The sequence below is a fragment of the Azospirillum sp. SYSU D00513 genome (genome assembly GCF_017356015.1).
GTDB lineage: Bacteria > Pseudomonadota > Alphaproteobacteria > Azospirillales > Azospirillaceae > Azospirillum.
Genome location: NZ_JAFIQV010000002.1, coordinates 145,135 through 157,364, shown reverse-complemented (window position 1 = coordinate 157,364; position 12,230 = coordinate 145,135). Strand labels below are relative to the sequence as shown.

Annotated in this window: 14 protein-coding genes; 4 read left to right on the top strand and 10 right to left on the bottom strand. The window is 70.9% G+C overall.

Annotated features, from left to right (window positions below):
- Window positions 1-34: 34 nt before the first annotated feature.
- The 7 genes from JUB11_RS02230 to JUB11_RS02200 form a co-directional block, all read right to left on the bottom strand.
- Window positions 35-955 carry a hemolysin family protein gene (locus tag JUB11_RS02230; protein WP_207455810.1) on the bottom strand — a complete coding sequence of 307 codons (921 nt, stop codon included), beginning with the start codon at window positions 953-955 and terminating at the stop codon, window positions 35-37.
- The gene (gene ybeY, locus JUB11_RS02225; protein ID WP_207456009.1) at window positions 952-1,479 is read right to left on the bottom strand and encodes an rRNA maturation RNase YbeY; all 528 of its coding nucleotides are present in this window, start codon (window positions 1,477-1,479) and stop codon (window positions 952-954) included. The genes JUB11_RS02230 and ybeY overlap by 4 nt, the downstream gene beginning before the upstream one ends.
- On the bottom strand, window positions 1,479-2,471 hold the full coding sequence (locus JUB11_RS02220) for a PhoH family protein (RefSeq protein WP_247886800.1): 993 nt from the start codon (window positions 2,469-2,471) through the stop codon (window positions 1,479-1,481). The genes ybeY and JUB11_RS02220 overlap by 1 nt, the downstream gene beginning before the upstream one ends.
- Before the next feature lie 56 nt (window positions 2,472-2,527).
- Entirely contained in the window at window positions 2,528-3,961 is a 1,434-nt protein-coding gene (gene miaB, locus JUB11_RS02215) for a tRNA (N6-isopentenyl adenosine(37)-C2)-methylthiotransferase MiaB (RefSeq protein ID WP_282188984.1), read from the bottom strand.
- 118 nt (window positions 3,962-4,079) lie between these two features.
- Entirely contained in the window at window positions 4,080-5,057 is a 978-nt protein-coding gene (locus tag JUB11_RS02210; RefSeq protein ID WP_207455805.1) for a lysophospholipid acyltransferase family protein, read from the bottom strand.
- A 14-nt stretch (window positions 5,058-5,071) separates the two neighbouring features.
- Complete coding sequence (locus tag JUB11_RS02205; protein ID WP_207455803.1) at window positions 5,072-5,911, bottom strand: GNAT family N-acyltransferase; 840 nt, start codon at window positions 5,909-5,911, stop codon at window positions 5,072-5,074.
- A gap of 278 nt (window positions 5,912-6,189) precedes the next feature.
- Window positions 6,190-6,606 (bottom strand): MucR family transcriptional regulator, encoded by a 417-nt coding sequence (locus tag JUB11_RS02200; protein ID WP_207455801.1) that lies wholly within the window; start codon window positions 6,604-6,606, stop codon window positions 6,190-6,192.
- Window positions 6,607-6,728: 122 nt separating this feature from the next.
- Between JUB11_RS02200 and JUB11_RS02195 the strand changes: the two genes are divergently transcribed.
- Window positions 6,729-6,953 (top strand): sulfurtransferase TusA family protein, encoded by a 225-nt coding sequence (locus JUB11_RS02195; protein ID WP_348771337.1) that lies wholly within the window; start codon window positions 6,729-6,731, stop codon window positions 6,951-6,953.
- A 17-nt stretch (window positions 6,954-6,970) separates the two neighbouring features.
- On the opposite strand, the gene JUB11_RS02190 is transcribed toward JUB11_RS02195, so the two are convergent.
- Entirely contained in the window at window positions 6,971-7,480 is a 510-nt protein-coding gene (locus JUB11_RS02190) for a GNAT family N-acetyltransferase (RefSeq protein ID WP_247886783.1), read from the bottom strand.
- Between the two features lie 11 nt (window positions 7,481-7,491).
- On the bottom strand, window positions 7,492-8,154 hold the full coding sequence (tsaB, locus tag JUB11_RS02185; RefSeq protein ID WP_207455795.1) for a tRNA (adenosine(37)-N6)-threonylcarbamoyltransferase complex dimerization subunit type 1 TsaB: 663 nt from the start codon (window positions 8,152-8,154) through the stop codon (window positions 7,492-7,494).
- A 113-nt stretch (window positions 8,155-8,267) separates the two neighbouring features.
- Between tsaB and ddpX the strand changes: the two genes are divergently transcribed.
- Both ddpX and JUB11_RS02175 read left to right on the top strand, forming a co-directional pair.
- Window positions 8,268-8,819 (top strand): D-alanyl-D-alanine dipeptidase, encoded by a 552-nt coding sequence (ddpX, locus tag JUB11_RS02180; RefSeq protein ID WP_207455792.1) that lies wholly within the window; start codon window positions 8,268-8,270, stop codon window positions 8,817-8,819.
- A 161-nt stretch (window positions 8,820-8,980) separates the two neighbouring features.
- Window positions 8,981-10,024 carry a polysaccharide deacetylase family protein gene (locus JUB11_RS02175; protein WP_207455790.1) on the top strand — a complete coding sequence of 348 codons (1,044 nt, stop codon included), beginning with the start codon at window positions 8,981-8,983 and terminating at the stop codon, window positions 10,022-10,024.
- A 76-nt stretch (window positions 10,025-10,100) separates the two neighbouring features.
- On the opposite strand, the gene JUB11_RS02170 is transcribed toward JUB11_RS02175, so the two are convergent.
- A complete protein-coding gene (locus JUB11_RS02170) occupies window positions 10,101-10,658 on the bottom strand; it encodes a NifU family protein (protein WP_207455788.1) in 558 nt (185 codons plus the stop codon).
- 272 nt (window positions 10,659-10,930) lie between these two features.
- Between JUB11_RS02170 and JUB11_RS02165 the strand changes: the two genes are divergently transcribed.
- On the top strand, window positions 10,931-12,190 hold the full coding sequence (locus JUB11_RS02165) for an adenylate/guanylate cyclase domain-containing protein (protein WP_207455786.1): 1,260 nt from the start codon (window positions 10,931-10,933) through the stop codon (window positions 12,188-12,190).
- Window positions 12,191-12,230 lie beyond the last annotated feature (40 nt).

The following is a 12,230-nucleotide window of genomic DNA, read 5'->3' as shown; positions in this document are numbered from 1 at the left end:
TCCCCAACCCGGGGGAGGCGGGCGTGAAGCGCCCCTACTGCGCGGCGGCCAGCGCCCTGGCGGCGGCGGGCAGGTTGCGGATGAGCAGGCGCTTGATGCGGCGGGAGTCCGCCTCGATGATGGCGAACTCGACGCCCGAGGGATGGGTCACCGTCTCGCCCCGGCCCGGCACCCGGCCGGCGAGCGACACGGCGAGGCCGCCCAGCGTGTCGATCTCCTCCCGCTCGTCCTCGGTCAGCAGCGGGCCGACCCGGGCCTCGAACTCCTCCACCGAGACGCGCGCGTCGGCGACCAGCGATCCGTCCGCGCGGGCGACGAGGCGGGGTGCGGCGTCGAGGTCGTGCTCGTCCTCGATCTCGCCGACGATCTCCTCGACGAGGTCCTCGATGGTCACGAGCCCGTCAATGCCGCCGAACTCGTCCACGACGAGCGCCATGTGCTGGCGGGTCTGGCGCATCTGGAGCAGCAGGTCGAGCACCGGCATGGAGGGGGCGACGACCGACACCTCGCGCACGAGGTCCTTCAGCTCGCAGCTCCGCCCGTTGGCGATGCAGGCGAGCACGTCCTTGATGTGGACGAGGCCGGCGACGTCGTCCAGGGTCTCGCGGTAGACGGGAAGGCGGGAATGGGCCTCCTCCGACAGGCGCTTGACCAGCGCCGGCATGGGGGTCCCGATCTCGACCGCGACGATGTCGGCGCGGGGCACCATGACGTCGGCGACCGTGCGGTCGTGGACCTTCAGGATGTTCGAGAAGAGGGCGCGCTCGGCGGCCCCCATGGCCTGATCATCCTCGTCCGGCTGATCGGCGATCAGCTCCTTGATGGTGTGGCGCAAGGTGGTGTCGCCACGCCCTCCGACAACGGAGCGGACCCAGCCCTTGAAAAGGCGGCCCAGGGAATGGTGGTCTTCGGCCCCGTCCTCACGGGGCGCGCGACTGTCGGATGCTTCGGTCATCGTTCCGGCGGTTCGTCGTTGATCGGGTGCCCGCTGTCCGCCCGTCCGGCGGCATAGGGATCGGCGATGCCCAGCGTCTCGAGAAGGCGGGTTTCCAGACCCTCCATCTCCTCCGCCTCGGCGTCTTCTTCGTGATCATAGCCCAACAGATGCAGAACGCCATGGATCACAAGATGAGTCATGTGGTCGGACGGCGCCTTGTCCTGTTCGGCGGCCTCGCGCAGGACCGTTTCCCGCGCGAGGATCACGTCGCCCAGCATCATCGGCGCGCCCTCGCCCGCGTCCGGATCCTCGGCTTCCGTGAGCGCGAAGGAGAGGACGTTGGTGGGCTTGTCCTTGCCGCGGTACTCGCGGTTCAGCCGCTGGACCAGCGCGTCGTCGGCGAGCACGACCGACAGCTCGGCCGGCCCGTCGTCATCGTCGTAGGTCGCGGCCAGCGCCGCGAGCGCGGCCTTCTCGGCCAGCCACTCGGCATCCTCGGGCCAATCCCCGGCTTCGCGGGATACGCTGACGTCGACGGCCATCACGTGGACTGCTCCCCCCGCCCGGAATAACCCCTGGGCCGGGCGTTCGTTTCGGTGCCCGCCGTCTTTCCCTGGGCATCGGCCTTGTCGTAGGCGCGGATGATGCGGGCGACCAGCGGGTGGCGGACCACGTCGACGTCGGTGAAGCGGACGAAGCTGACGCCATCCACCCCGTCCAGCACCTCGATGGCCTCCTTCAGCCCGGACTTGGTGCCGGACGGCAGGTCGATCTGCGACACGTCGCCGGTCACCGCCATGCGGCCGCCCTCGCCCAGGCGGGTGAGGAACATCTTCATCTGCATCGGCGTGGTGTTCTGCGCCTCGTCGAGGATGACGAAGGCGTTGCCGAGCGTGCGGCCGCGCATGAAGGCCAGCGGCGCGATCTCGATCTCGCCGGACTCCAGCCGCCGCTTCACCTGCTCGGCCGGCAGCATGTCGTGCAGCGCGTCGTAGAGCGGGCGCAGGTAGGGGTCGATCTTCTCGCGCAGGTCGCCGGGCAGGAAGCCCAGCCGCTCGCCGGCCTCGACCGCCGGGCGCGACAGCACGATGCGGTCCACCTGCCCCGTGGTCAGCAGAGCCACGGCCTGCGCCACGGCGAGGTAGGTCTTGCCCGTGCCGGCGGGGCCGAGGCCGAAGACCAGCTCGTTCTCCGTCAGGGCCTGGAGGTAGGCCGCCTGGGTGGGCGAGCGCGGGGTGATGACGCCCTTGCGCCGGGTACGGACGGTGAAGTCCGGCCGGCTGAGCGAGGCGAGGTTCTGGTCGCGCGCGCCGTCGTCGCCGGCGGTCGCCATGCGGAGGGCGGCGTCCACCTCGCCGGGGCCGACGGTCATGTTGCGCTTCAGCCGCTCGTACAGGGCGTCCAGCGCCGAGCGCGCGGTCTCCACCGCGTCGGCCGGGCCGGCGATGGAAAGGCTGTTGCCCCGCGAGGTCAGCGAGACGCCGAGCTGGTTCTCGATGCGCGCGAGGTGGCGGTCATGTTCCCCGTACAACATCGGCAGGAGCCGGTTGTCGTCGAACTGCACGTCGATGCGCCGCTCCGGCGTTCCGTTCAAGCGAGTGCCTCCACTTCGATGCCCTGATTTCCCGTATGGGTGTTCCCGGAATGGGGGGCGCTTCCGGTATATGGTGCGCCCGAGGTCCATTCGCCCGTCACGACCGCACCCGTCAGGCTGTTGGAGTAGGCCGCGTCGATCCGGACCTCCACCATGCGGCCGAACAGCCGGTCGTTCCCCTGGACGTACACCGACTGCATCCAGGGGCTGCGGCCGAGAAGCTGGCCGTCCTGCTTGCCGCGGCGGTCGAACAGAACCGGCACGGTGCGCCCGACGAAGCCCTGGTTGAAGGCGATCTGCTGGGCCGCGATGAGCTGCTGCAAGGCCTCCAGCCGCGCGCCCTTCACCTCTTCGGAGAGCTGGCCGCCGTCCACCGAGGCCGGGGTGCCGGGGCGCGGGCTGTATTTGAACGTGTAAGCCTGGGCGTAGCCGACGTCGGTCACCAGCCGCAGGGTCTCGGCGAAGTCGGCGTCGGTCTCGCCGGGGAAGCCGACGATGAAATCGCCGGACAGGGCCAGGTCCGGCTTGGCCGCGCGCAGCCGGTCGATGACGCGGCGGTAGTCGTCGGCCGTGTGCTTGCGGTTCATGGCCGCGAGGATGCGGTCGGAGCCGGACTGCACCGGCAGGTGCAGGTAGGGCATGAGCTGCGGCACCTCGGCATGGGCGCGGATCAGGTCCTCGTCCATGTCGCGGGGGTGCGAGGTGGTGTAGCGGATGCGCGCCAGCCCGTCGATCTCCGCCAGCTCGCGGATCAGCCGTCCGAGCCCCCAGCTGGAGCCGTCGGGTCCGTCGCCGTGCCAGGCGTTGACGTTCTGGCCGAGCAGCGTGATCTCGGCCGTGCCGGCGGCGACCATGCGGCGCGCCTCGGCCAGCACCTGGGCCGCCGGGCGCGAGAACTCGGCGCCGCGCGTGTAGGGCACGACGCAGAAGGTGCAGAACTTGTCGCAGCCCTCCTGCACCGCGAGGAAGGCTGCCACACCCTGCGCGCCCTCCTCCTCCGGCAGGAAGTCGAACTTGGATTCGGCGGGGAAGTCGGTGTTCAGCACGCTGCCGGCGGCACGGGTGACGCGCGCCACCATCTCCGGGAGCGTGTGGTAGTTCTGCGGGCCGAAGACCATGTCCACGTGCGGCATGCGGGCGAGGATCTCCTCGCCTTCCGCCTGGGCGACGCAGCCGGCGACCGCGACGATCATGCGCCCGTCGCCCTCGGCGGCCTTCCGGTCCTTCAGGCCGCGCAGGCGGCCGAGGTCCGAGAACACCTTTTCCGACGCCTTCTCGCGGATGTGGCAGGTGTTGAGGATCACCATGTCGGCGCCCTCGGGCTCCTCCACCGGCCGGTAGCCCAGGGGTGCCAGGACATCCGCCATGCGGGCGGAGTCGTAGACATTCATCTGGCAGCCCCAGGTCTTGATGAAGAGCTTCTTACTCAACCCCGTCCCTTCCGCACCAAAGCAAAAAAGGCGCGCCAAACACTCCCGCTCGGCGCGCACCGGCCGGACCCGCGTCCGCCCTAACGCGCATATGGTATCACGAGGCCGCGGAATCGAGTCAACAGGCGGCGTCCGCTTCGGTTTCATGGCCCGACCGGTGGGCGGAGCGCGGCGCGGCGGATTCCACGCCCGCCTTTTCCTCCGCCCCGGCGGCCGGGGGCACCGCGCCGGCCTTTGCCGCAAGCGGTTGCGGGGCGGGTTGGGAGAGAGGCTGGGGCCGCCCGGTGACGGCGCGCGCGACGCCCGCCGCCACCGCTGCCCGGCAATGCTCGGCGAGCGCCTTGCGGCTGCCGACATCGTCGATGGTGACCGGCGGGTGGAACTCCACCTCCACCGTCATGCGGCCCTGCCGGAAGGCCTGCCAGAGGTGCGGGGCGAGGTCCATGTCGCCGTACCAGGCGTAGAAGGGGCGGAAGGCCACCCCCATCGGGATGCCGTCCAGCCGCGTCGCGGTGACGCTGACCGGCTGCACCGTCAGCGGCCGGTCCGCGATCCGCAGGCCGGCCGCGGCGAAGAGCGCCGTCTTGAAGGGCAGCGTGCGGTTGCCGTCCGACGAGGTGCCCTCCGGGAACAGGATCAGGCTGTCGCCGGCCTCCAGCCGCGCCTTCAGCTCGTCGCGCTGCCGGCCGACGGTGCCGCGCGCCTTGCGCTCGACGAAGACCGTGCGCTGCAGCTTGGCGAGCATCCCGAACAGGGGCCAGCCGGCCACCTCGCTCTTGGCGACGAAGGAGCCGGGAATGAGCGCCCCCAGCACCGTGATGTCGAGGTAGGAGGAATGGTTCGAGACGAACAGCACCGGCCCGCTTCCTGCGGGAGTGCCCCGCACCAGGATCTCGATGCCGACGAGGCGGGCGCAGACGCGGTGGTACAGAAGCGGCAGGCGGTCGCGCAAGGGCAGGCGCAAGGCGACGGCCAGCGCCTGGACGGGGATCAGCAGGAAGGTCCAGGCGAGATAGAGCGCGAGGCGCAGGCCCCCCAGCAGCGCGGATCCCGGCGGGAATGAACCGGGCGAGGATGATCTGGGCGGCGACGCCATGGCGCGGCCCGCGCTCACGCCGCCGGCGCGTCGCGGCCGCTCGACCGCTCGTAATGCCGGTAGTACTTGTCGGTGACCAGGTCGGTCTTCACCACGATGCAGACGTCGGTGGTGTTGAACTGGCTGTCGATCACCGCCCCGTCCCCGACGAAGCCGCCGAGCCGCAGATAGCCCTTGATGAGCGGCGGCAGCTCGACCAGCGCCCGCTTGGCGTCGACCTCGCCACGCGGCATCAGGTCCATGGAGACATGCCGCTCCGGCAGGGCCGTGGGCCGCAGCTCCGGCGGGGCGAGATGGTTGTGGTGCAGGTAGGAGAGCGGCTGCGCCAGCGCCCGCACGTCCGTGCCGGGCAGGCTGGCGCAGCCGAACATCAGCGCGATGTCATGCTGGAAGACGTAGGCCGCGATGCCGCGCCACAGCAGCTGCATGCTGCCGCGCGTGCGGTAGCCGGCATCGACGCAGGAGCGGCCCAGCTCCAGCACCTCGCCCGGAAAACGCTCCAGCGCGCCGATGTCGTACTCGTCGCTGGAATAGAAGCGCCCGACCCGCGCCGCCGCCGGGCGGCGGATCAGCCGGTAGGTGCCGACCACGCAGTCGGGGTTGAGCGCGCCCGAGCCGTCGGCGCGGGCGTGGTCGAGGACCAGCAGATGGTCGCACTCCGTGTCGTAGACGTCGAAGTCGCGGTGGCGCGCCGCCATCTCCGGCGTCGGGACCGCCGTCATCTCGTTGTAGAAGACGCGGTAGCGTAGCGCCTGGGCCCAATCGATCTCCGCGGCGCTCTCGGCCAGCCGCACCTCGAGGGACCCCATCCTCAGCTCGGGAAAGCCGACCTGGTCCATGCTCGTCTCAGCCATTCGCCTCAGCCATCTCGACGGTCGCCGGCGGTCTCCGCCCGGACCTGTTCACCACACCATCCTCCCGGCCGGACCACCCAGCCCCTTCAAGAAGGCCGGTCGCGCCCCGCAGGGGAACTTGCGCCAAGAGGGATAACACGAAGAGCCCGACGCCGGTCAACCGACTCGACGGCGCGGGGCTCCGGGAGTGTTTGAAACCGGCAAAGAAGAAGGGACGGCCGGTAGCGGCCGTCCCTTCCTCACAGTCGCTCGCGGACCCTGGGCGGGCCGGCCGGGCGTCACTCGCCGCCGCGGCGGGCGCGGGTGCCGAGCCCGATCTGCTTGGCGAGCGAGCTGCGCTGGCGCGCGTAGTTCGGGGCGACCATCGGATAATCGGCCGGCAGGCCCCAGCGGTCGCGGTATTCTTCCGGCGACATGTTGTAGGCCGTCTTGAGATGCCGCTTCAGCATCTTCAGCTTCTTGCCGTCTTCGAGGCAGATGATGAAGTCGGGCGTCACCGACTTCTTGATCGGAACGGCCGGCTGCGGGCGTTCCTCCACGACCACCGGCTCGACGCCGACGTTCGAGAGCGATTTGTAGACCTGCTCGATCAGCGTCGGAAGATCGCCGACGGGGACGGTATTATTCGAGACATGCGCCGCCACGATTTCCGTGGTCAGAGATAAGAGCGCGTTGGAAGGGGTCTCAGCGGTCATGTAAGCTTGCTCCGTCGCCTGGCGTTTCCTCTCCATATAAAGAGGTTTGTGGCGACACGCAATATCCATTCTCTTTCGGCAAAGAGGAAACCGTGTTGGACAGAAACTCCGTGGACTTGTTCTTGGACATCACCAGCGACCTGTGCCCGTTAACCTTCGTCAAGGCCAAATTGTCGGTGGAGAGAATGAAGGTCGGGCAGACCCTCGAAGTCCGGCTGAATGCGGGCGAACCCTTGGAGAATGTGCCCCGTTCCTTGGCCGAGCTGGGCCACAGCATTCTCGGGATCGAGCCCGAGAATGCGAGTCATCCGCAGGGCATCCACCGTCTTTGGGTGCGGAAATCTTAACAGATTAGGTTAAGCCTTTATTTGCATGCGAAAGAATAGCGCATGACCAGCGCAGCAATCCGTCCATCGGGCCTCTTGTAATATCCGGGACGCCGGCCAACGGAAAAAAAGCCGCAGCGCTTGTAGAGCGAACGCGCGGCGTCGTTGTCCTCGGCGACCTCCAGGAAAAGGGCGGTGGCGCCAAGCCCTCCGGCGCCCTCGATGGCCCCCTCGACGAGCAGACCCCCGGCCCCGCCCCGCCGCGCCTCCGGCAGCACGCCCAGGGCGATGATCTCGCCGTCCTCCGCCGCGACCCGCGCCAGGACGAATCCCGCGGGCTCCCCGCCGCGCAGGGCCAGCAGCGCGAAGGAGCCCGGCTGGCCCGCCAGCGTGGCGATGGAGTCCGCACTCCAGGGATCGTCGGGAAAGCAGGCCTGCTGGATCGCCGCGATCAGTTCGGAATCCAGCGGCCCCGCCGGCCTGAGTTCCATAGGGCCGGACCCCGCATTGCCGGGCGCTGCGGCGCCGTTCCCCTGCCCTTCGGTCATGGCCTTCTCCGTCAGCTTTTCGCCTTGGGCAGGGAGACGTCGGGCGGGCGTAGGTAGAAGGGCTGCGCCGGCAGCCCGGCCGCGCGCGCCGCCCCCAGCGCCGCCACCACGGCGGCGTCCGGCAGGCCGGGGCCGGTGGCGAAGGCGGTGTCCGGCCGCCCCTCCAGCAGGGGCCGCAGCGCCGCGGCACCGTCGCCCGCGACCAGGAGCGGGCCGGGGCTGAGCCAGCCGGGCACCGCCGCCGGCTCCAGCATCGCCGGCTCGCCCAACGGGGCGAGGTCCGGGCCGAACATCTGCAGGTAGGGCTCGGCGCGGCGGGAATCGACGGCGACCAGAAGGGCGCGCCCCGCGCGTTCGGCGGGATCGAGCCCGTGCGCCACGGCGTCGAAGGTGGTGATCCCGACGACCGGCAGCCCCGCCGCCACCGCGAAGCCGCGCGCCGCCGCCAGCGCGATGCGCAGCCCCGTGAAGGCGCCGGGCCCGACGGTCACGGCGATGCGGTCGAGCCGGTCGAAACCGATCCCGGCCTCGGCCAGCACGGCCTGCGCCATGGGGACCAGCCATTCGGCCTGGCCGCGCGCCATCGGCTCGGCGCGGCGGGCGACGACGCGGTCCCCGTCCCACAGGGCCACCGAGCAGCCCGCCGTCGCCGTATCCAGTCCCAGCACCCTCATCGATCCAAAACCCTCATTCCCTGAAAAACCACTGCCCCCGCACCCCGGCGCGCCCGTGCTACAAGGGCAGCCCGACGACCGTCCATTCCTTTTCCGCCCGCGGAACCCCGCCCATGCTGACCAGGATCCTTCCCCCGGCCTTCGACGTCGATGTCGAGCTGGTCTACGCCACCCCGCACAACCTGACCGGCGCGCCGATCTACCGGACGCAGGACTGCCTCCTGCATCCGGACGCCGCCGAGCGGCTGGAGCGCGCCATAGCGCTCGCCCGCGGCATCGGCCTGCGGCTGCGAGTCTACGATGCCTTCCGCCCGGTCGAGGCGCAATGGAGGCTTTGGGAGGCCCTGCCCGACCCGGACTATGTCGCCGATCCCCGCCAGGGCTCGAACCATTCGCGCGGCGTGGCGGTGGATCTGACGCTGGTCGGGGAGGACGGGCAGCCGCTCGACATGGGCACCGGCTTCGACGACATGACCGAGCGCTCGCACCACGGGCGCACGGACCTGTCCGCCGAGCAGCAGCGCAACCGCGCGCTCCTGCTCGGCATCATGGCCGGCGCCGGCTGGGACCATTACCGCACGGAATGGTGGCATTACCAGCTCCCCGAGGCCGGCCGCTACCCGATCCTGACGGACGCGGCACTCGGCCGCGTCCTGATGGGGTGAGCCGGCGGGGGCCGGCCGGCCCTGTTGCCGCGTTGCACCGCAGGGCGGGCGTGCCGTGGAAAAGCGGTGTTGCGGGCTTGCCGCCCGTGTTCCGGCTGTGTCACACCGACTCATTGCCCCACCGGCTTTCCCCCGTCGCCACCGGATCCATCCCGCGTCCCATGCTTCGCCGTGCCGCCGCCCTGCTCGCCTGGACCGCCGCGCTCTTCGCCGGTGCCGCACCGCATGGTGCCCGGGCGCTCGGCGCGGAAAGCGCGGTGGTCTTCGCCTACGGCCGCTTCGGCGAGGACGAGGCGCCGAACGTCAGCATCCGGCTCGACCAGTTCGAAGCGCATCTGGAGGAGCTGACGGACGGCGGCTACACGGTGATGCCCCTGCCCGCCATACTGGAGGCGCTTCGGGCCGGCCGGCCTCTGCCCGAAGGCGCGGTCGCGCTCACCATCGACGAGGCCAGCCGCTCCGCCTACCGGGAGGCCTGGCCGCGCCTGCGGGCGGCGGGGCTGCCGGTGACGCTTTTCGTGGCGCCCGACCCGGTGGACCGGGGATCGCCGTCGCACATGAGCTGGGACGAGATCCGCCGCATGGCGTCGGACCGCGGCGTCACCATCGGTGGGCTGGGCGCCTCCGGCCTGTCCCTGGCGCAGCGGCCGGAGGCGGAGGTCAGGGCGGAGCTGCGGCGGATGGAGGAGCGGATCCTCGCCGAGCTGGGCCGCCGCCCGGCGCTCCTGGCCTATCCCCAGGGAGAGCAGTCGCTCGCCCTGCACGAAATCGTTGAGGAACGGATGGAGTCCGGGGCCTTCGGCGGCGCCCTCGGCCAGCAGTCGGGCGTGCTGCACCGCGCCGCCGACCGGCGGTCCCTGCCCCGCTTCATGATGAACGAGGCCTTCGGCAGCGTGGAGCGCTTCCGCTTGGCTGCCGGCGCCCTGCCGCTGCCGGTGTCCGAACTGGCGCCGGAGGACCCCCTGCTGTCGGTCAACCCGCCGGCGCTCGGCTTCACCGTGTCGGAGGAGGTGGGCGACCTGTCCCGGCTGGCCTGCTTCGCCTCGGGCCAGGGGCGGGCCTCGCTGGAGCGGCTCGGCGAGCGGCGGATCGAGGTCCGGCTGCGCGACCCCTTCCCGCCCGGCCGCGCCCGCGTCAACTGCACGCTGCCGGCGGCGGACGGCCACTGGCGCTGGTTCGGCGTGCAGTTCGTGATCCCGGAATGAAAACGCCGCCCGTTCAGGGGCGGCGCTTCCTCAACAGCATACCGATAGCGGCGCCGCCCTCATAGCGGTGCCGCCCTCAGCGGGCGGCGCGCACCTCGACCACCTCGGGGACGTAATGGCGCAGCATGTTCTCGATGCCGGCCTTCAGAGTCGCGGTCGAGCTGGGGCAGCCGGAGCAGGCGCCCTTCATCGACAGGTAGACGACGCCCTTGTCGAAGCCGTGGAAGGTGATGTCGCCGCCGTCCTGGGCGACCATCGGGCGCACGCGGGTGTCCAGCAGCTCCTTGATCTGCGACACGACCTCGTCGTCGTCCTCGCTGTCCACATGGCCGCTGCCGGCCTCGGCGCCGTCCAGCAGGACCGGGCGGTTGGCCGTGAAATGCTCCATGATCACGCCGAGGATCGACGGCTTGAGGAGGAACCATTCCTTCGCGTCGGACTTGGTGATGGTCACGAAGTCGGAGCCCAGGAACACACCCTCCACGCCGTCCACGTCGAACAGGCGCTCGGCGAGCGGTGAACGGGCGGCCTCCTCGCGGCTGGGGAAATCGGCGGTGCCGGCGCCGAGCACGTCACGACCCGGCAGGAACTTGAGCGTGGCCGGGTTGGGCGTCTGCTCGGTCTGGATAAACATCTGGGAATCCTCCATTGACGCCGAAGAGCACTGGCGGCGTACCGGAAACTTGGGCAGAATCCCCGGTCAGATCAAGCACCGCGTCCACAGGTCTCCCCCGCGCGGCGGCGCACCCTGCGGGACCGCCCCCAAGGGCGGCCGCGCCGCCGCCCATGGCCCCGTCACCAGCGGATTCCCTCCTTTTGCCCCGGATCGCCAGCCAGCCCCCGACCGCCGAGTCCCCGCTTCCGCAGGACCTTCCCCCGCCGGCGACATCCGCCGCCGGACCAGCCATGCTCCGGGGGCATGACCGCGTCGCGGTCATCGACTGGCTGCTCCAGGAAGGGCGGCAGTCGATCAGCACGCAACGGCTTCTGGACGCCTTCTGCCGCCGGCTGATGGAGGCGGGTCTGCCGCTCTGGCGGGCGGTGTGCGGGTTGCAGCTGCTGCACCCGCAGATCCGCTCGACCAGCTATTTCTGGCGGCGCGACCGCGCGGCGGTGGAGATGCGCAACCGGCTGCACGGCAGCGAATCCGACCCCGGCGACCGGACCAGCCCCTTCGCCGTGCTGATGGAGGGCGGGGCCGACGGCATGCGCTACCGGCTGGAGCGGATGGAAGCGCCCTGGCCCTACTCGGTGCTGGGCGAGCTGCGCGCGGAGGGGGCCACCGACTATGTCGTCATGACCGTGCGCTTCGCCACCGGGCGCCGCAACGTGCTGAGCCTCGCCACCGACCGGCCCGGCGGATTCTCCACCGAGGATCTGGCGCTGGTCGATTCGGTGCTGCCGGCCTTCGGGACCGTGCTGGAGACGATGGCGTTGCGGCGGCTGTCGGCCACGGTGCTGGACACCTATGTCGGGCGGCGCACCGGCACGCGCATCCTGTCCGGCGACATCCGGCGCGGCACCGGCGCCAACGTCCGCGCCGTGCTGTGGTACTGCGACCTGCGCGGCTTCACCTCGCTCGCCGACCGGCTGCCGCGCGAGGAGCTGATCGCGCTGCTGAACGGCTATTTCGAGGCGATGGGCGGCGCGGTGGAGGAGCATGGCGGCGAAATCCTGAAATTCATCGGCGACGCCATGCTGACCCTGTTCCCGCTCGACCGCGAGGGCGAGGACGGCGAGGAGGAGGAGCCGGCGCCCGCCGGCCCGGGCGAGGCCGGCGCCGGGCGCGAGGCGCGGGCCTGCGCCAAGGCGCTGGAGGCGGCCATCGCCGCCATCTCCGCCATGGAGCGGCTGAACGCCGCGCGCGCCGCCTGGGGCCAGCCGACCCTGCGCTGCGGAATCGCCCTGCACATCGGAGACGTCATGTACGGCAACATCGGCTCCCCCACCCGGCTCGACTTCACCGTCATCGGCCCGGCCGTCAACCTGGTCAGCCGGATCGAGGGGCTCTGCGCCGAGTTGGACCGCACGGTGCTGACCTCGGCCGCCTTCGCCGCGGCCTTCGCCGACGCCTGCACCGGATGCGGCAGCCGGCTGGCCGCACTCGGCCGCCACCCGGTCAAGGGGCTGGCCGATCCGGTCGAAGTGTTCGAGCTGAAACGGTGACCCGGCCCGTGCCCCCCATCCCCTCCCCCGCCCCGCCCGC